The sequence below is a fragment of the Prosthecobacter sp. genome (assembly GCF_014879935.1).
GTDB lineage: Bacteria > Verrucomicrobiota > Verrucomicrobiia > Verrucomicrobiales > Verrucomicrobiaceae > Prosthecobacter.
Genome location: NZ_JACSRD010000210.1, coordinates 13,013 through 31,548, shown reverse-complemented (window position 1 = coordinate 31,548; position 18,536 = coordinate 13,013). Strand labels below are relative to the sequence as shown.

At 61.5% G+C, this 18,536-nt stretch carries 17 protein-coding genes; 11 read left to right on the top strand and 6 right to left on the bottom strand.

Annotation, left to right across the window (positions count from 1 at the left end):
• Nucleotides 1-1,347 (top strand): prenyltransferase/squalene oxidase repeat-containing protein, encoded by a 1,347-nt coding sequence (locus tag IAE77_RS23795; RefSeq protein WP_294232114.1) that lies wholly within the window; start codon nucleotides 1-3, stop codon nucleotides 1,345-1,347.
• Here the strand turns inward: IAE77_RS23795 and IAE77_RS23790 are convergent.
• Both IAE77_RS23790 and IAE77_RS23785 read right to left on the bottom strand, forming a co-directional pair.
• Nucleotides 1,338-2,453, bottom strand: coding sequence for a DNA alkylation repair protein (locus IAE77_RS23790; RefSeq protein WP_294232112.1), 1,116 nt, complete (start codon nucleotides 2,451-2,453; stop codon nucleotides 1,338-1,340). The two genes, IAE77_RS23795 and IAE77_RS23790, sit on opposite strands and share 10 nt — an antisense overlap.
• 77 nt (nucleotides 2,454-2,530) lie before the next feature.
• Complete coding sequence (locus IAE77_RS23785; RefSeq protein ID WP_294232110.1) at nucleotides 2,531-3,907, bottom strand: cytochrome c peroxidase; 1,377 nt, start codon at nucleotides 3,905-3,907, stop codon at nucleotides 2,531-2,533.
• Nucleotides 3,908-4,049: 142 nt separating this feature from the next.
• Between IAE77_RS23785 and IAE77_RS23780 the strand changes: the two genes are divergently transcribed.
• A complete protein-coding gene (locus IAE77_RS23780) occupies nucleotides 4,050-5,207 on the top strand; it encodes a pyridoxal phosphate-dependent aminotransferase (protein WP_294232108.1) in 1,158 nt (385 codons plus the stop codon).
• Nucleotides 5,208-5,245: 38 nt separating this feature from the next.
• Here IAE77_RS23780 and IAE77_RS23775 read toward each other — a convergent pair whose 3' ends face one another.
• A complete protein-coding gene (locus tag IAE77_RS23775) occupies nucleotides 5,246-6,088 on the bottom strand; it encodes a DUF2262 domain-containing protein (protein ID WP_294232106.1) in 843 nt (280 codons plus the stop codon).
• A gap of 55 nt (nucleotides 6,089-6,143) precedes the next feature.
• A complete protein-coding gene (locus IAE77_RS23770; protein ID WP_294232104.1) occupies nucleotides 6,144-6,839 on the bottom strand; it encodes a succinylglutamate desuccinylase/aspartoacylase family protein in 696 nt (231 codons plus the stop codon).
• 743 nt (nucleotides 6,840-7,582) lie between these two features.
• Between IAE77_RS23770 and IAE77_RS23765 the strand changes: the two genes are divergently transcribed.
• The 4 genes from IAE77_RS23765 (at nucleotide 7,583) to IAE77_RS23750 (ending at nucleotide 11,828) form a co-directional block, all read left to right on the top strand.
• Nucleotides 7,583-9,145 carry a sialate O-acetylesterase gene (locus tag IAE77_RS23765; RefSeq protein ID WP_294232102.1) on the top strand — a complete coding sequence of 521 codons (1,563 nt, stop codon included), beginning with the start codon at nucleotides 7,583-7,585 and terminating at the stop codon, nucleotides 9,143-9,145.
• A 178-nt stretch (nucleotides 9,146-9,323) separates the two neighbouring features.
• Nucleotides 9,324-9,713, top strand: coding sequence for a BlaI/MecI/CopY family transcriptional regulator (locus tag IAE77_RS23760; protein WP_294232101.1), 390 nt, complete (start codon nucleotides 9,324-9,326; stop codon nucleotides 9,711-9,713).
• The gene (locus IAE77_RS23755) at nucleotides 9,706-11,556 is read left to right on the top strand and encodes a M56 family metallopeptidase (protein WP_294232099.1); all 1,851 of its coding nucleotides are present in this window, start codon (nucleotides 9,706-9,708) and stop codon (nucleotides 11,554-11,556) included. Before IAE77_RS23760 ends, IAE77_RS23755 begins: the two co-directional genes overlap by 8 nt.
• The gene (locus IAE77_RS23750) at nucleotides 11,544-11,828 is read left to right on the top strand and encodes a hypothetical protein (RefSeq protein WP_294232097.1); all 285 of its coding nucleotides are present in this window, start codon (nucleotides 11,544-11,546) and stop codon (nucleotides 11,826-11,828) included. Before IAE77_RS23755 ends, IAE77_RS23750 begins: the two co-directional genes overlap by 13 nt.
• A 39-nt stretch (nucleotides 11,829-11,867) precedes the next feature.
• Here the strand turns inward: IAE77_RS23750 and IAE77_RS23745 are convergent, their stop codons facing one another.
• On the bottom strand, nucleotides 11,868-13,775 hold the full coding sequence (locus IAE77_RS23745) for a sulfatase (RefSeq protein ID WP_294232095.1): 1,908 nt from the start codon (nucleotides 13,773-13,775) through the stop codon (nucleotides 11,868-11,870).
• Between the two features lie 144 nt (nucleotides 13,776-13,919).
• Between IAE77_RS23745 and IAE77_RS23740 the strand changes: the two genes are divergently transcribed.
• The gene (locus tag IAE77_RS23740) at nucleotides 13,920-15,341 is read left to right on the top strand and encodes a DUF1501 domain-containing protein (RefSeq protein ID WP_294232093.1); all 1,422 of its coding nucleotides are present in this window, start codon (nucleotides 13,920-13,922) and stop codon (nucleotides 15,339-15,341) included.
• A 142-nt stretch (nucleotides 15,342-15,483) separates the two neighbouring features.
• Entirely contained in the window at nucleotides 15,484-15,882 is a 399-nt protein-coding gene (locus IAE77_RS23735) for a thioredoxin family protein (RefSeq protein ID WP_294232091.1), read from the top strand.
• A gap of 72 nt (nucleotides 15,883-15,954) precedes the next feature.
• Here IAE77_RS23735 and IAE77_RS23730 read toward each other — a convergent pair whose 3' ends face one another.
• A complete protein-coding gene (locus IAE77_RS23730) occupies nucleotides 15,955-16,980 on the bottom strand; it encodes an aspartate-semialdehyde dehydrogenase (RefSeq protein ID WP_294232089.1) in 1,026 nt (341 codons plus the stop codon).
• Nucleotides 16,981-17,093: 113 nt separating this feature from the next.
• Here IAE77_RS23730 and IAE77_RS23725 point away from each other — a divergent pair, with 113 nt between their 5' ends.
• The 3 genes from IAE77_RS23725 to IAE77_RS23715 all read left to right on the top strand — a co-directional run bounded on the left by IAE77_RS23725 (nucleotide 17,094) and on the right by IAE77_RS23715 (nucleotide 18,531).
• Entirely contained in the window at nucleotides 17,094-17,600 is a 507-nt protein-coding gene (locus IAE77_RS23725; RefSeq protein ID WP_294232087.1) for an O-acetyl-ADP-ribose deacetylase, read from the top strand.
• Nucleotides 17,601-17,709: 109 nt separating this feature from the next.
• Nucleotides 17,710-18,000: a hypothetical protein gene (locus tag IAE77_RS23720; protein ID WP_294232084.1), complete on the top strand. Its 291-nt coding sequence runs from the start codon at nucleotides 17,710-17,712 to the stop codon at nucleotides 17,998-18,000.
• Between the two features lie 66 nt (nucleotides 18,001-18,066).
• Nucleotides 18,067-18,531, top strand: coding sequence for a L,D-transpeptidase (locus tag IAE77_RS23715; RefSeq protein ID WP_294232082.1), 465 nt, complete (start codon nucleotides 18,067-18,069; stop codon nucleotides 18,529-18,531).
• Nucleotides 18,532-18,536: the final 5 nt, after the last annotated feature.

Below are 18,536 nucleotides of genomic sequence, written 5' to 3'. Positions count from 1 at the left end.
ATGAAACTCGCTCTTTGCTCGGCGGCTGCCTGCACTCTGCTGCTCTCCAGCACCGCAGCAGCCGCTGAGATGCGTTTTTGGACGAACACCAGCGGCCAGCTCATCGAGGCCGAGATGATCGGGGTGAATGTTCCAAAACGTGCCGTCAAAGTCCGCCTCAAGGACGGCAAGGAGTTCGAGATCGCCATCGACAGTCTCAGCACGCCCGACAGGGCCTACGCCAAGGAGCACTGGGCGGCGTTGCAAACTGCGCCAGCCACTCCAGAGACGGCCACGGGCGGCATTTCCGATGCGGTCCGCAACGGCCTGCCACCTCGTTATCGCACGCGAGTCAGTTCCGACGCACGCCTCAAATCAATCCTCGAAGGCGGTGGCACGGAAGAGATGGAGGCCGCCGTGTTGCGCTCGCTGGCGGGCTTCAAAACCAGCCAGAATCCAGACGGCTCCTGGGCACGCGCCAACAAAGGCGCGATGACCGGCTTTGTGATCCAGTGCTATCTCGGTCATGGCGAGACTCCGGAGTCGCCTGAGTTCGGAGACGCCATCACGAAGGGACTGCTCTACCTCATCAACCTCGCCAGCCAGAATCCCCACGGCCTCCTGACGGAAAACTGGATGGGCAACAAAGGCGGCGCGGGCACCTACGAGCATGCCATCGCCACCGTGGCCGTCGGTGAGGCCTGCGTGCTGGCAGGTGCCAAGAGCCTGCCAGGATTGCGGGAGGCTTTTCAAAAGGCCGTTGAGGTCATCATCAGCCAGCAGACGAAGCGTGGCTCCTGGACCTATGGCGGAGACGCCATCGTGTACAATCCCGGCAGTGGCGCGGATCTCTCCCTCGCGAACTGGCACTTTCAGGCGCTCAAGGTCGCCAAAGAAAGCAATCTGCAGTTCGCCGGACTCGACGCCTGCATCAAACGGGCGGTGAACTACCTGGACTCGATGCAGACCCGGGACGGCGGCTTCGGCGGAACGACCCGGGATGCGCACTACAACCAGTGGAGCCTCAGCGGTGGCGCCACGGCGGGTCATTTGATGCTCAGCGGTCAAAACACCCCTGCTGCCGCCAAGGGCATCAAATTCATCGACGGCTTCCTCAAGGCCGAGCCGCCCGATTGGAACGCCAACTGCAACCTCTATTGCTGGTATGGCTACGGCAATGCCCTTTCGCTCGATGGTGGCGCACCTTGGAAAGAGTTCACCCGCACCGTCATGCCACAGATCGTCGCAGCTCAGGAACCCACGGGCGGCTTCAAACGTGGCCGCCCGAACTGGCCTGCGGCCGATGCCGCCGACACCACCTACCGTCAGGCGCTGTGCACCCTGATTCTTGAGACGTTTTATCGTTGATCCGCGGCAGGTTTCAAAACGAACACCGTCTCCGCCATCCGCTCCCCGTTGATCTGGAGTTCGACGCGATGCCTGCCAGCATGATGTTTGCGCGTGGTGAAATCGCGGATGACCTGCGCCTTGGCGAGATCGAGCGTCGCTTTCGCCGGAAGATCGGCCTCCGTCCACTTGAAGACCTTCTCCGCGCTCACGCCACGCGCTTTCACGTAATGCACGACGTAGTCGATCACGAGCCGCTGCGTGCGTGTGGAGGTGGACGTGATGGTGGCCGAAAGCGTCAGCCGTTCACCGAGCGCGAGTCGTGGTGGTGACGCAGCCAGGGTCGCTGCCACCTCCGCCTTCTTGCCAAAACCAAAGAGTTTCAGCGCCCGGGGATGCCCGCGCTTGATCAGCGTGCGGCACGCATGCCTGGCGATCCAGGCAGAGTGCGCCTGATCGAGATCCCACGCCTCCAGACGCTGCAGAACGAACTCCGGATGATCCTTCGTGATGTCGTTGAGGTGATTCGCCACCGAACGGCGCACGAAGAGCGATCCGTCATCCTTCAACGCCTCCAGAATCGTCCACGTCGGCAAAGGGTCGCGCACCAGCGAGCTCAAACGCATGCCCCACGGCAGCCGCGGGCGTGAGCCTTCGCTGGCGAGCCGGCGCACCTTCTCATCCGCGTGCGCGGCCCACGTCTGCATGATCCTCAGCGCACGTTTCTGATCCGCCACGATGAACGGCCTCACGGCGAACTCCGAGGAGCCAAAAACAGTGAAAAACCGCAGCGCCTCCATTGAGAAGTCAAAATCGTCCAGGCCGAAGTTTGCCACGAAATCGCCGAGGAAAACCGCCACGAACTCATGGCCGAGTCTTGGGGCCAGCTTTTGCAACACGCGCACCTTTTGCTGGAATGTGCCCGGCAGTGCCTCGTTCACCGCCAGCGCACACTGGTTCAGCCGCTGCATCAACGAACGCCCCGCCAGGCCGTCCAAAGTCAGTTTGAGAAACGTCTTCTCATCAAACCTCGGCGAGATCGCGCCCAGTTCCCGCGCGATGGACCGGTGCCGGGCTTCATTGAACCATTCTTTGAGCTGGGCGGGAGGATCGGCTTCGGAGGGCATGCGGATGGCGCTCCTTTCGGCGTCGTCCGGCCCGCTTGCAACCTCTCCGCGAGGCAGTGGGCCGCCCGTCGGCGGCATCACTCGTCGCCATAGTTGAAAGGATCACTGTACTTGGCGTCGGCGGCCAGGGATGGATCGGTCAGCGTCTTCATGAAGGCCACCAGCGCGGCCTTCTGGGCGGTCGTGAGATTCAAACGACGCGGCTGGCCGGCGTTTGGGCTCCCTGGAGGATTGCGCAGAGGCGGGGAGAGGTTCGGATGCGCCACCACACCCGAATTGTAGTGCTCCACCACCTGCTCCAGCGTCTCAAACCGGCCGTCGTGCATGTAGGGCGCGGTCAGCTCGATGTTGCGCAGCGACGGCACCTTGAAGAGCCCCTCATCCTGCGTGCGCCCGCTGATCTCACCGATGCCTTTGTCGATGTAGGGATTCTCCAGGCCGTTGTTGTTGGCCGGGCCGCCGCCGGGGACGAAGTTGTCCGTGCCGTGGCACGCGGCACATCCGCCCTGAGGTCCAAAGAAGACCTGCCGGCCCTGGTTCTCCTCGGTGGTGAGGTTGGAGAACGGCGGTGTGGCCGTCACTCCGGCGTCGTATTTCGAGTGGGTCGAAATGATCGACCGCACAAACTGCGCGAGCGCCTGGGAGATGCGCGCGGAGGTGACCTCCGGAGTGCCGAAGACCTCACTGAACAAATCCGTGTAAAAAGGCTCCGCGCCGAGCCTTGCCTCCAAAGCGGTCAGCGTCATTCCCATCTCGACGGCGTTTTGAATCGGCTGTAGCACCTGGTCCTCCAGGGTGGCCGCGCGTTCGTCCCAGAAGAAGGCGCGCCGCTGATACCAGCGCGCGTTTGAGAGGCCCATCGAATTGCGACCGGTGAGCCCTCCCTCAAACCCCACACTGAACTGCCGCGGATCGGAAAATCCGTGCTCCTGCTGATGGCACGAGGAACACGAGACCGTCTGGTTGAGCGAGAGCCGTTTGTCATAGAACAGCACCCGGCCCAGTTTGGCTCCGAGGTCGGACGTCGCGTTGTTCGCCGGCATGTTGTCCTGCGCCAGGATGGGATTCACGGCAAAGGACGCCGGCAGCACCGGGTTTGCGTAGTTGTCCGGAGTTGCGGGGAGCAGCAGGGCATCGGCCGTTGTGCTGGAAAGGCTGGTTTGCAGGGCGTTTGAATACGCCATGCGGTAAAACAGCATGGCGCTCGATGGCGCATGCGTGACGAGCTGGCTGAGCCGGCCGTTGTGCACCTTGAACGTCTGCACGTCGGACCAGCTCGTGAGATTCGGGGAGCTCTGCAGCGTCCAGACGTGATCGCCGGGATCCGCGATGCTCACCAGCGAGCTGTTCGCGAGTGAACCTGAGGCGAGATGCACGGCGGTGCCGTCCGGAAGCTGCGCCCGGCACAGGGTGGCGGCGGTGGCCGCCGCCAGGAGGAGTGAACGTGTTTTCATGGGAGGAGTGTTCTGTGCAACAAAGCCCCTCTCGCATGAAGCCACGCCGCAGATCCAGATGAATAAACTGTAATCTTCGCGCCACGGCCCGCGGCACGACCTTCGCTTGCACCTTGGCGACGCCTCGTTCAAATCCGCCGCCATGCCCGCGACCTCGCAGCGCCTTCACACCTTCACCGAATCCGTCATCCGCGCGATGACACGTCTCTCGAACCAGCATGGCGCGATCAATCTCTCGCAGGGCTTCCCCGATTTCGATCCGCCGGAGGAGCTGCTCGCGGCGTTGGAGCGGGCGACACGCGGCCCGTTTCATCAATACGCCGTTACCTGGGGTGCGCCGCGTTTCCGGCAGGCGCTGGCGAAGAAGATCACGCACTTCTCCGGCACGCCGGTCGATCCGGATCAGAACCTCGTCGTCACCTGCGGCAGCACGGAGGCGATGATGTGCGCCATGATGACCTGCTGCGAGCCGGGCGACAAAGTCATCGTCTTCTCGCCCTTCTACGAGAACTACGGCGCGGACGCCATTCTCTCCGGCGCCCAGCCGATCTACGTGCCGCTGCACCCGCCGCAGTTCGGCTTCGATCCCGATGAACTCGCCCATGCTTTTGCCCAAGGAGCGAAGGCCATCATCGTCTGCAATCCCTCGAATCCCACCGGCAAGGTCTTCACACGCGCCGAACTCCAGTTGATCCTCGATCTCGCGGAAAAACACGACGCCTTCGTCATCACTGACGAGCCTTACGAGCACATCGTCTATGCGCCGCATGAGCATGTCTATATGCACGCGCTGCCGGGAGCTGCGGAGCGCGTGATCGTGTGCAATTCGCTCTCCAAGACCTACTCCATCACCGGCTGGCGTCTCGGTTACGTGCAGGCCGCGCCGCACATCATCGCGCAGGCGCGCAAGGTGCATGACTTCCTCACCGTCGGCGCCGCCGCGCCGTTGCAGGAGGCCGCGATCGCCGGACTGGAACTGCCGGACAGTTACTACCACGGCCTGCGCGATCTCTACACGCGCAAGCGCGATGTCTTCCTCGCTCACCTCCGCGCCACCGGCCTGCCCTTCACCGAGCCGCACGGCGCGTATTACGTGCTCATGGACATCTCCTCCCTCGGCTTCGCCACCGACACCGAGGCCGCCGAATGGTTCGTGCGCGAGATCGGCGTCGCCGGCGTCCCCGGCTCCAGCTTCTTCCGCGAACCCGAACACCGCTTCATCCGCTTCCACTTCGCGAAGAAAGAAGAGACACTGGACGCGGCGGGGGTGAAATTGGAGAGGTTGAAGCAGGGGCGGTGAGCCGAGAGCAGCTTTGGGCGTCCTACGTTCGCGTGTTTTCAGCCGGCCAAATTCGCGCCCTTGATCTCACCGTTTTCGTCGATCCGGACTTCAATTGAATGACCCAAAAACAACCCGCCGTCCTCAAACCAACAACCCGCAGAGCCGGATTTGCTGACAACTATGCTCTGAAGTTTAATCCTCTTCAGAAATTGTGCTGCGCTCAGTTTGCCAATGCTCTCCCAACAATCGTTGTAGGTGTCGTGAAGGGCGCTTCGAATGGCTTCGCGAATTTCCGGCATTCTTGCTTCGAGTGATGTCACGATTTCCTTCGCCTTTGCTCCATCGTAGCGCTCACCATTTCGCGAAATACAGACCTTGTAAGTAGAGAAGAGTCCGTTTCTGCGTTTGCACTCAAGCCAGTTCACCGAACGATCGAGTTTCATCCTGCCGAAGAACGGATCATTTACAGAAAACGGCTTCTTCAACGCCTCTGATTGCTCGCTCAGTTCTTTATTTTGCGCCTTCGTTTCAAGGACTGATTCCAAAAGTCCCTGAGGCGTGTCCCACTCGGGACATGACTCTGAGAATTTGGCGGAAACTCGAATTACCTCATAGGATGCCATCGAATCCATGAGTTCGCGAAGCTCGTCATTCGAAATCCCTTCTTTTATCAGGCGTATCGTCTGATGCTTCAATTCGCCATCATTGCTTCTCCACGGATTGAGGCACATGGAAAAAGTCCAACGGTCACTGTTCCCTCCACCGGAGCCGCTGAGTCCACCTGGATAGATCACGCCAGAGATTTCTGAGGTAGGTTGCGCCTTCAAGTGCTCTCGCAAGGCTTCCTGCCTTCTCACAAGAGATGCTAGAATGTCTTCGATCGTTTCGTCGCTGGCCATTTTCAGAAAGAGCTGGTTGATGAAAAAACAGTGAAATAGAATACGGCGATGATCGCTACAAGTTCGCCGCATACGCCTGCAGCTCGCGGTATTCCGCCAGGATGCGTTTCACGGCGGCGACGGTCGCTTTGACCTGCGCATCCATCGGCGCGAGCGCGGGTGTTTCGAAGACGATCTCCAGCGCATGCGGCCGCTGCTCCGGCGGGGCGCTGAGAATGCCGAGGTAGCCTTCCTTGATGATGCCGCGTGAGGCGGGGAAGCCGTCGATGACCGGTGCTTCGTTGCGCGGCAGGAATTCGATCGATGCTTGCAGCGCGGGCTCCAGCAGGTGCTCGCTGAGCAGCGCCCCTCTGACGAAGCCGTAGCAGCCGTCGGAGGTGTCGTCGGAGTGCAGGGAGACGATGCCGTCGTAGTGCTCGCGGCGCAGTTCGCCCTCCAGATAGATGATTTCGGGCTCGGTGGAGCCGCGCCAGAACTCGCGGTTCAGATCGAGTCCGCTGTGGCTGTGCCGCGTGCCGAGGGCGAGGCCGGTGGGATTGCACACGGGGTAGAAATGCAGCTCGTAGTCATGCAGCGCCTCCGGCTCCTCCGCCGCCCAGCGGATGAGCTCCTGCGTGGCGAGCGTGCCCGCCTCCTCATCGCCATGAATGCCGGCAAAGAGGCCGATCTTCATGCCATGCCCGGATCGCAGCGGCGTGCTGACGATCTTCGGGATGAAGGTGTCGGGCTCGGTGGTCGGGGTTTCAGGCATGCGGTGAAATCAGAGGGAGTCGTTGTGAATCGTCCCGATCCCTCGTTCTGGCGAACGAGCCTGCCGAGCGCTGTGTAGGCGCATTCGCCAGAATGCGGGGGAGATTTGCAACGGCCTCAGAAATCACCTTTTCCCGGCGCTGGCAAGGAACGACTCGTCGCAGCCATTCAGATCCGCCGCAGCCTGAAGGGCTGCCGTATTATAGCCCAGGGATGAGCGAGGCTTGGCGAGCGATTCCCTGGGTCAATGGACAAGCGCAATGGGAAGCAAAGCGAGTGTGTCAACGGAGCTCAGAAGCCGCCAGCAGCGTCTGGGAACAGTGCTGCTAGCTGCCTGTGCGTGCCTGCGCAGTTTTGGGTTTGCACGGTTGGTGCTGTGCACGAGGACCCAGGGAATCGCTCGTGCCTCGTTGCCTCGCTTCGCTCGCCCTTCGGGCAGCCTGAGGCTGGCTATCTTCGCTGCGCTTCGGTTCATCCCTGGGCTGTATTCCGGAAGCCCTTCAGGCTTCCTCAAGGTGGACGGGAACAATAGCGAGGCGACACCTGTTGAAGCACATTCCGCACACTCGATTTCATAGCGGAGAGGCAGAGGTCGCGGACTTTTAGATCAAAATGAATCTCTGCAACCTCTGCTCCTTTGCCCCTCTGCGGTAAACAGGTTCCACCACGTGCACCTCACGAGCACAAAACTTTGATGGAAAAGCCGCAGTGGCCCACGTTTGTTCACGCTCTGTCCTTCCGACCATGAAACTCACGACCCTGACCACCCTCCTGGCCGCGCTGGCGCTCACCGCCCGCGCTGAATTGAAACTCCCCGCCATCATCGGCGACAACATGGTGTTGCAGCAGCAGCTCGCGAACCCGATCTGGGGCTGGGACACGCCTGGCACCGACGTGACCGTGAAGTTCTCCGGACAGACAAAGACCGCGAAGGCCGGTGCCGATGGCAAGTGGACGGTGAAACTCGATCCCGTGCCTGCCAACGCGAAGCCCGCGACGATTTCCATCCAGGGCAGCAGCGCGAAGGAACTCAAAAACGTGCTCGTCGGAGAGGTGTGGATCTGCTCCGGCCAGTCGAACATGCAGTGGAACGTCGGCTCCTCATGGGACGCCGATCTGGAGATCGCCACCGCGAAGTATCCGAACATCCGCCTCATCTCCGTGCCGCAGGTTGGCACGCAGGAGCCGCAGAAGGACTTCAACGGCGCGTGGAAGGAGTGCTCGCCAGAAACCGTCGGCGGTTTCAGCGCTGTCGGCTTCTTCTACGGCCGCGTGCTGCACAAGATGCTCGACGTGCCCGTGGGCCTCATCAACAACGCCTGGGGTGGCAGCGCCGCGGAAGCCTGGGTGCGCCGCGATCTGCTGGAGAAAGATCCACGCTTCACGCTGCTCATGGACAACGCCAGGAAGAACGAGGCTTTCCTCACCTCCGACGCCGCCAAGAAGAAATACGAGACCGACCTCGCCGCCTGGAAAAAGCAGGCCGATGAAGCCAAGGCCGCCGGGAAACCCTTCACCGCACGCGCTCCGCAGGCGCCCGATGGCTGGCTGCGTGGCAACGCCCGCCCCGGCAACATCTACAACGGCGTCCTCCTGCCCACGATCGGTTACGGCATCAAAGGCGCGATCTGGTATCAGGGCGAAAGCAACGCCGGCCGCGCCTACGAATACGCCAGCCTCTTCCCCTTCATGATCCAGGACTGGCGTACCGAATGGAAGCAGGGCGATTTCCCCTTCTACTGGGTGCAGCTCGCCGACTTCATGGCCGAAAAAACCGACGCTGAGCAGGCCACCGCCAGCCAGTGGGCCGAACTGCGTGAAAGCCAGACCAAGACACAGAACGCCATCAAGAACGGCGGCCAGGCCGTCATCATCGACCTCGGCGAGGCGAACGACATCCATCCGAAGAACAAGCGCGATGTGGCCGAACGTCTCGCCCGCTGGGCGCTGGTGAAGGACTACGGCTTGAAGCTGCCGTATAGGAGCCCCGAGTTCAAATCCGCCGAGTTCAGCCAAGGCAAGGCCATCGTCACACTCGACACCTTCGGCAGCACCCTGCGCACCGTCGATGTCAGCGAGGTGAAGGGCTTCGTCGTTTGCGGCGAGGACAAAAAGTGGACCTGGGCCGAAGCGAAGATCATCGGCAAGGACAAGCTCGAAGTCAGCGCCAAGGGCGTCGCCAAACCCGTCGCCGTCCGCTATGCGTGGTCGGACAATCCCGTCTGCAACCTCTTCAGCGTGGACGGCCTCCCCGTCACCCCGTTCCGCAGCGACGACTTCGAGATGCTCACCAAGCCGAAGCAGTAAGGGACGGCGGCACCAAGTTCAAAAATTCAAAGGCACGACCGCGAGGTCGTGCCTTTTCTGTAACCGGGGCATTCCTGCCCCGGCATGGCCCGGGTACGAGAGCGTGCAAACAGCCCCATGTTGAAAATTCAACATGCGGACTTGACGACTGTCCCTTGGTGTTGAAAAATCAACACCCATGTGGGACGACAAGCATTCCAATGAGTTCAGCCGGCGAGAGCGGCAGGTGATCGAGATCGTGATGAAGCACGGGCGGGTCTCCGCGCGTGAGATCGAGGAGGAACTGCCGGACGCGCCGACTTACTCGGCCGTGCGGTCCATCCTGCGGCTGCTGGTGGAGCGCGGGCTGTTGAACAAAGTGCAGGAGAACGGGCGCGACTGGTTCTCACTGCCAGTCTCGCCGAAGAAGGCACGCGTGAGCGCCTTGCAGAGCTTTGTGGGGCGGTTTTTCGAGAATTCCGCCGGAGAAGCCGCGCTTGCGCTGCTGGGACAGAAAAACGTGAAGCTGTCCAAAGACGAAGCGGACAAACTGATTCAACTCATTGAGGAGGCACGCGCCCATGAATGATCTTGTGGAAAGCTTTCTGCGGATTCTGACACTCAATCCGAATCTGGCGCTGCTGCTGACCGCTTTTCTCACGAGCACGGCGGTGGTGTGCGTCGCATGGGTGATCGCTTTGCCTTTGCAGCGACACTCTGCGCACGCCCGCAGCCTGGTGTGGCGGATCACCATGGTGCTGCTGCTCGCAGTGGCGGCGTGGCGCCTGATGCCGAAAAGCACGCCGCCTGTGGCCGTCGTCGAGTGGCGCGTGACGCTCCCGGCCGCTCCTGTCGAGGTGATTCCCGCCATGTCGAAGATGCCGGCCATGATCCTGGCGGAGGAAACGTGGTGGCAGCAAGGCCTGGCGCTTGTGGAGGACACCGGAGCCAAAGTGTGGCTCGGCGTTGCGGTCGTGCTGCTGTTCTGGCGTGTGGTCTCAGCATACGCGGGCTTGATCTGGCTTGGAAAACACAGCAAGCCATCGCCGGAGTCCGTGAAGCGCCTGCTGAACGAAATGAACGGGCCCTGTCGCCTTTCCAGCCGTGTGGCGGAGCGTTTGCATTCACCGATGCTCACGGCCTGGCTCAAGCCGGTGATCTGGCTGCCACTGGAAGCACTGGCCTGGGATGAGAAGCGGCTGAATGCGGTGCTGCGGCATGAAGTGGCTCATTGGCGTCGCGCGGACGTCCCCTGGCACTGGCTGGCGCAGATCACCGTGTGCCTTTGGTGGTGGCAGCCGCTGGCGTGGCATGCCTGGCGGAGGCTGCGCACCGAGACCGAGCATGCGGCCGATGATGCCGCCGTGCTGGCGGGCGGAGACGCACACGACTATGCGCGCATGCTGGTGGAGATCGCCGCCGGTCTGCCAACGCGTCTTCAAAACGTGGCAGGCCTGGCGATGTTCGGAGGGGAGCCGGTGCGGCAGCGTGTGCGCGAACTGATGAAACACAACCGCTGGCGCGGGCGGGTCGGTGTCGGCGCGTTGAGCCTGATCGCGATCCTGGCGGTGATTCTGAGCGTGCTGGCGACGACGAAGATGGAGTTCACCCAGAAAAAGCCGATATATCAAAGCGTGGCGAAGCTGGTGGCGGGCGGACTCAACACAACGGCAGCCGCCAGTTGGAGGGAGCAGAACCAGGACTTCTACGGCACAATCATCGAGACCATCGAATCAGCCGAGATGAAACGCCGGGCGCTGGAGCGCGTGAAGGCATTGAATCCGAATCTGAACAACCATGATGTGGAAATCATGGCCTCGCAGCACAAGGCTTCAGCCATTTTCAGCATCCAGGCACGCTGCGAGGACGGCAAATATGCGAGGGTGTTTCTGGACGCGCTGCTGGATGAGTTCATTGCCTTCCGGCAGTCGATCCGCGAACAAGCAGGCGGCAAAGTTCTGAACACCTTTCTTCAAGAGATAGTGAAAAAGCAGAAGGTCATGGACGAAAAGACCGCGGCGCTCGCAGCCTTCCAGAAAGAGAACAATGTCGTGATGCTTGCGAATGCCAACAATGAGACCGCCACACGGCTTTACGCATTGAGGAAGCAGCGAGACGAGCAGCGCACAGAGGCAGCGGGGATGAAGCTGGCGTTGGATGACATTTCTGCCGCCTTGGCAGCGAGGAAGCGGGAATCGCGTCCCGGAAGCGATTTTATCCCAACGGACGCCGAGGCCAGCTACCTCAAAACCAAGAACGAGCTGTTTGTTTTCGACAATGATCGAAAGTTCCTGCTGCAAACCCGCAAGCCTGATCATGTGGAGGTGCTGGCGCTGGATGAGAAGATCGCCAAGGCAAAGTTCTTGCTGCAAGCTTTGGCCGAGACATCACGAAGGAGCTGCAACAGCGATATGAAGGCGTGCCACGTCTGATCGCCGCCTTGGATGAACAATGTGCCGAGATTGAAAAAGAAGCTCTCAGGCAGGGAAGCAAACTGGCCGAGCACGAGCGACTCAAGTCGGAAGCGCAAATCGCCAAGGAAGCCTATCAAAAGCTGTTTGAGCGTGGGGAGGATCTGGTACGTAAAAGCATCCCCCGGATGGATTATGTGGCGATCCAGGAACGCGCCTCACCCGCCACGGAGGTCGTGCAAAGCGGACTGATTCCGGTGTGGCGGATATGGACGGCAGAATCGAAGTCTTAACTCGGTTGATGCTGAGCGGGCCAGGAATGGCCCGGACACCTATTTCTTCGCCTTGCCCTTCTTTTTCTTCGCGGGCGGTTCTCCAGCATCTTCAAAGGCGGGCTTGCTGCCGGTCAGATCGGCGAGAAGACGCGCGGTGTAGCCGGCGAAGCGGCCGTCGGGTGATTCGCCTTTGGCGGGGAGCTTTTTGAGCTCTTCGGCGATGGCTTTCGCTTTGTCGCCGAGATCGCCGATGGCGTTGAGGGCGCTCATCGTGGTGAAAACGTCGTGCTGGCTCCAGTTCGCGAGGTTCACGAGCTTTGGCAAAGCGGCGGCGCGATCGGCATCGCTGCCGTATTTGGCCAGCGACCAGTTGGCGACGACTTGCACGTAGGTCGAGCTGTCGGAGGCGGCTTTCAGCATCTCGTCGTGCGCGGCAGCGAGTCCGTCCTTGCCGCGCATGAGCACGCCGATCGTGCTCCAGTAGCGAATCGCGTTGTCGGAGTCTCCAAATCCGGCCTTGAGGTCGCCCATGGCATCCATCTTGAGCGACGAGGCGGTTCCGGCGGCCTTCAGAATGCGCGCGGCAGGATAAAGCTTGTCATCGTGGCCCATGTCGTAGGGCGTGGTGCCTTCGGAGCGCTGATGCATCTCACCTTCGGGCAGCAGACCGACGTCGCGGATGGTCAGCGCCAGGTTTTCCTGCGCCGCACGCATCTTGGTGAGCGTTTCGGCATGCTCGGGCGAATGGGCGAGGTTGTGGACCTCGTCGCGGTCGTTTTGCAGGTCGTAGAGTTCTTCGGGGGTTTTGGGCTCCTTCCAGAAGATCGACTGCTCCGGTGTGGTCTTGCCGTCGTCGAAGGCCTTGCGCCAGACGCGGGTGGTGGGCGTCTCAAATTGATACGCCACGTGCTGCGCCTGCGAGAGATGCGGCATGTAATTGCGCACATAGACGAAGCGGCCGTCGGTGACGCTACGCACGCAGTCGTAGCGCTCGTCCATGCGGCCGCGGAAGCCGAAGATGAACGGCTGCGGCTCGGTTTGGAACTTCCCGGCGAAGGCGTGGCCCTGCATCCACTCCGGCGGCTGCACGCCGATGATGCTGAGCAGCGTGGGCGCGAGATCGACGAAACTCACAAGGCGGTCGGACTTCACGCCGGCCTCATATTCCTTCGGCGCGAGGTGTTTCCACTTCGGCGGAAAATAGACGACCATCGGCACCTGAAGACCGGAGTTGCAGGGCCAGCGCTTGTTGCGCGGCATGCCGCTGCCGTGGTCGGCGTAATAGAACACGATTGTGTCCTCGGCGAGGCCTGCTTCTTCGATTTCCTTCAAGCGCTTGCCTGCGGAGGCATCCGCGAGCGTGACCTGATCATAATACTGCGCCCAATCCTGCCGCACTTCCGGCGTGTCGGGGTGGTAGGCAGGCACGCGCACCTTCGCGGGATCGTGAATCGCATCGTGAGGGCGTTTGCGGAGCTGGCTCTCATGGCTGCACGTCTCGTTGAAGATGGCGAAGAAGGGCTGGCCGTCCGCGCGGTTCTTCCAGCTCGCCTTGCCGGACGATTCGTCCCACACGCCTTCGGGTTTGGCGAGGTTGTAGTCCTCCTTGCTGTTGTTTGTGCAGTAGTAGCCGGCTTCGCGAAGGAACTGCGGATACATCTTCGTGCCCTTCGGCATCTCCGTCATGCTGCGCATGTGCTCGCCACCTGTGGAAGGCGGATACATGCCCGCGATGATCGTCGTGCGTGCCGCCGCGCACACCGGCCCGCAGGACCAGGCGTGCTTGAATAGCATGCCTTTCGCCGCCAGTGCATCGACATTCGGCGTGGTGGCATAGGTGTCGCCATAGCAGCCCATGTGCGGGCCGTGGTCCTCGCTGGTGAGCCAGAGGATGTTGGGCCGCTCCGCGGCGAATGACGAAATCTGAAGGACGAATGACGAAAGGACGATGCTCAGGAGCTTCATGGGGCGGTGGGAACGACTGCCGGTGTTTCGATCCTTCACGACAATGCGGCTCCATGGAAAAAGCCGCCGCCGGGATTGTGCTGGGCGGTCGTGACCGATAGACGGCATCGCCAGAAGGCGATTTCTGTGCGTCCATTGATCGTCATGAACCTCCGCCACGAACTTCAGGCCGAATACGCCCGCCACCGCACCCGCCGCTGGTTTTTCAAGGAGTGCGGCGTGGGGCTGGCGAGCATCGCGGCGATGGATCTGGCCGCCCGTGCGGCACCTGCGGCCGCCAATCCGCAGGCAATCAAGAAGCCGCATTACGGCGCGAAGGCGAAACGCGTGATCTACCTCTTCATGGGCGGTGCGCCGAGTCATCTGGAGCTGTTCGACAACAAACCGGAACTCTCGAAGTGGGATGGCAAGCTGCCGCCGGCCGATCTCCTGAAAGGGTATCGTGCAGCCTTCATCAATCCGAACAGCAAGCTGCTGGGGCCGAAGTTCAAGTTTGCCCGTCACGGCGAAAGCGGCGCGGAGTTGAGCGAACTGCTGCCGCACACGGCCAAAATCGCCGACGATCTGACGATCGTGCGCTCGATGAAGACGGACGCTTTCAATCATGCGCCGGGGCAGATCTTGATGAGCACCGGGTCGCAGATTTTCGGCCGCCCGAGCTTCGGTGCGTGGACGCTTTACGGTCTCGGCACCGAGAACCAGGATCTTCCGGGCTATGTCGTGATGCAAAGCGGCCAGAAAGGTCCCAGCGGCGGCATGAGCAACTTCGGCTGCGGCTTCCTGCCCACTGTGTATCAAGGCGTGCCCTTCCGCAGCAGCGGGGAGCCGGTTCTCTTCCTGAACAATCCGCAAGGTGTCGATGATGCGACGCAACGGGACACGCTGGATGTTTTGAAGCAGCTCAACGAGGAGCGTCTCAACGTCGTGGGTGATCCGGAGATCGCCAGCCGCATCAACAGCTTCGAACTGGCCTACCGCATGCAGCAGACCGCGCCGGAGCTCATGGATCTCTCGACGGAGCCGAAGCACATCCTCGACATGTATGGCGCGAAGCCCGGCGAGGCCTCCTTTGCCAACAACTGCCTGCTCGCACGTCGTCTCATCGAGAGCGGCGTGCGCTTCGTGCAGCTCTTCCACGAGGCGTGGGACCACCATGGCGGTCTCGTCGGTGGTTTGAAGCAGCAGTGCGGTCTTACTGACCAGCCCTGCGCCGCCTTGGTGCGTGATTTGAAGCAACGCGGCCTGCTCGACGACACGCTCGTCATTTGGGGCGGCGAATTTGGCCGCACGCCGATGGTGCAAGGCGGCAGCGACGGCCGCGATCATCATCCGAACTGCTTCAGCATGTGGTTTGCCGGTGGCGGCATGAAACCGGGCCTCACGCTCGGCCAGAGCGACGAGTTCGGCTTCAATGCGACCGAGGATGTCGTGCATGTGCACGATCTCCACGCCACGTTGCTCCATCTGCTCGGCTTTGATCACACGCGGCTCAGCCAGCGCTTCCAGGGCCTCGACATGCGGCTCACGGGAGTGGCGGGCGAGCTGGTGACAAAGCTGCTGGCGTGACAGACCTGTGCAGAAGCCTGACTTCTTGACGAGCATTGAGCGGAAGGCGTGACGATGGGATCAAAACCGCCACCGTTCGGTCAGCTTCATGCGAGGTACACGTTGGACTTGCCAGAAGCCAAGCCGGACCAGATGTTTCCGCATGAACAAGGGAAACATCGGCCTCTGGATCACCGGGGCGTTCCTGCTCCTCATGGGCTGGATCGCCTTTGACATGCTGCGCCCCGTGTCGGGAGGCGGCGTGGGCAGCGAAACTTCCATTTCCGCCGTCCGCACGGCCAAAGTCCCCGTCCTGGTCGAGTTCTACGCAGACTGGTGCGGCCCCTGCAAGGTGGTGGGGCCCCTGGTGGACGAATTCTCACGCGAAGTGAAGGGCAGGGCGGTCGTCGTCCGCATCAACATCGACGAAGACCCGCAGCTCGCCCGCTCCCACGGCGTCCGTGGCGTCCCCACTTTCATCGCCTACAAATCGGGACGCGAAACCGGCCGTGAAGTCGGCGGCATTCCGAAGGAGCGCATGCGCGAGCTGCTGGGGCTGTGATCTGATCGCCCTGCCGACAAACAAAAGGCGGAGCCTCGCGGCTCCGCCTTCGCATTTGACTCTGAAGTGCGTTTACAGCAAACACTCGGCGATCTGCACCGCGTTCAGCGCCGCGCCTTTGAGGAGCTGGTCACCGACGACCCAGAAGGCCAGGCCGTTGTCGAGCGCGCAGTCCTTGCGGAGGCGGCCCACGGCGCAGTTGTCGCGGCCGGCGATGTCGAGGGCCAGCGGGTACTGCTTGTTCGCCGGATCGTCGAGCACGTCCAGACCGGGAGCCTTGGCCAGCACTTCGCGGGCAGCTTCGACGGTGACCGGCTTTTCAAACTCGGCGCTGATGGCGATGCTGTGGGCGCGGAACACGGGAATGCGCACGCAGGTGACCGAGGCACGGAAATCGTGGTGATGCATGATTTTGCGGCCCTCGTTCTCCATTTTCATCTCCTCTTTCGTGTAGCCGCTGTCGAGGAAGGAATCGACGTGCGGGATCGCATTGAACGCGATCTGATGCGGATAGACGTGCGGCTTGCTGTCGAGCTTCGCCGCATCCCAGGCACGATTTTGTGAGGCCCATTCGCGGGACTGGTTCGCCAGCTCTTCGATGGCCTGCGCTCCGGTGCCGGACACCGCCTGGTAGCTGGAGGCAAAGATGCGCTTCACGCCGAAGGCCTGATGCAGCGGATACAGCGCCATCAGCGAGATCGCCGTGGTGCAGTTCGGGTTCGCGATGATGCCTTTGTGCGACTTCACGTCGGCGGCGTTGATTTCCGGGACGACGAGTGGCGTGTTCGGGTCCTGACGGAAGTAGGACGAATTGTCCACCACCACCGCACCTGCCTTCACGGCATGCGGCGCAAAATCACGCGAGATGCCGCCGCCGGCGCTGAACAGCGCGATGTCGATGCCTTTGAACGAATCTGGCGTGAGTTCCTGGATCGTGATGTCCTCACCCTTGAACTTCAGCTTCTTCCCGGCGCTGCGTGCGGAGGCGAGGAGGGTAAGCTGGCCGACGGGGAACTGGCGCTGTTCCAGGCAACGGATCATCTCCGCGCCCACAGCGCCCGTGGCTCCGACGATGGCGACGTTCTTCAGGGTGCTCATGGTGTCAGGTTTGGGGGTGGTTGAAAAAGGGCCGCGATAGTAAGGGCAAGCCGCCCGGATGCAAGGACGGGAAAGTGCCTTGCCCGCCAGCCCAGCCGCTACAAAGATCACGCATGATCACCTCGGAGGCCATTTGCGCTGACATCACCACGCTCGATGTCGATGCAATCGTCAACGCGGCAAACGTCTTGCTGATGGGCGGTGGTGGCGTGGATGGAGCGATTCATCGTGCGGCTGGCCCGGATCTCGTTCGCGAGTGCATGACGTTGAACGGCTGTCGCACTGGCGAGGCGAAGATCACTAAGGGTTACAAGCTCAAGGCCCGGCACGTCATCCACACCGTCGGTCCGGTGTGGCATGGTGGTGGCAACGGTGAGCCGGAACTGCTGCGCTCGTGCTATGCGAACTCTTTGGAGCTCGCGACGAAACACCATCTGCAAAGCATCGCTTTCCCATGCATCTCGACGGGCGTGTATCACTTTCCTGCAGATCAGGCGGCACAGATCGCGGTGGAGGCAGTGCGCACGTTTTCCCAGGTGCCCTCGTCGCTGCAAAAGATCATCTTCTGCTGCTTCAGCGAGGCAGATCGGGCGCGGTATGAAGAACTGCTCAGCCAATGATCGCATGAAGCCCCGCACAGCCACCCTCCGAAGACATGGCTTCCGCATTTCGGGGCCAGACGCAGTCGTCCTGCTTTCTGGAGCCGCGTTGACCTTTTGGCTCAGAATCGTGGACTTTCCTCTCTGGTGGATAGTGGCGGTCGCGCTGGGACACTTCTTCCTGTTCTGCAATGTGTTCCTCGTCTGGTGGCGGCTGGAACTGGCCTGGGCGGCGTGTTTTGTGTTGATCGTCGGCATTCATCTGGCGGCAGGTCATGCCGGCTGGCTGTCACCGCTGATCATGCAGACACCCGCCACTTTGTTCGTACTCTGGCTCCAAATGCGCTCGCCATGGTATCACGGCATCTTCGCCCGGAGGTTGAATCCGCGGCTGGCCGAGTACCTGAAAGGCTCGTTGTGACCTCTCGGTGTCACGGAAGCAAAACCACTGCTGGAGACGGGAGGCTTGTCCGTTATCATGGCGGGCATGAGCCTCACGAATCCTCGCCTCGAAGTCAGCATCGGCACGCAGCGGCTGCGTTTGTTCGATGGCGTTCATCTTGTCAGGGAGTGGCCGTGTTCGACGTCGAAGTTTGGGATCGGCAGCGTGGAGGGCAGCAACAAGACGCCGCTGGGCTGCTTCGTGGTGAAGGAGAAGCATGGCGATGGCGCGGAATGCGGCACGATCTTCAAATCCCGGCAGCCCGTGGGCCAGTGGGTGCCCGGCATGGACACGAAGTCCGATTTCGTCCTCACCCGCATCCTCTGGCTGCACGGCCTCGAAGCCCGGAACGCGAACACGTTCCAACGCTACATCTACATCCACGGCACCAACGATGAACAAAGCATCGGCCGGCCTGCCAGCCATGGCTGCGTGCGTCTGCGGAACCGGGACGTGATCGAGCTGTTCGACCTCGTGCCGGAAGGCACGCCGGTGTGGATCGGGGAATGAGTTTC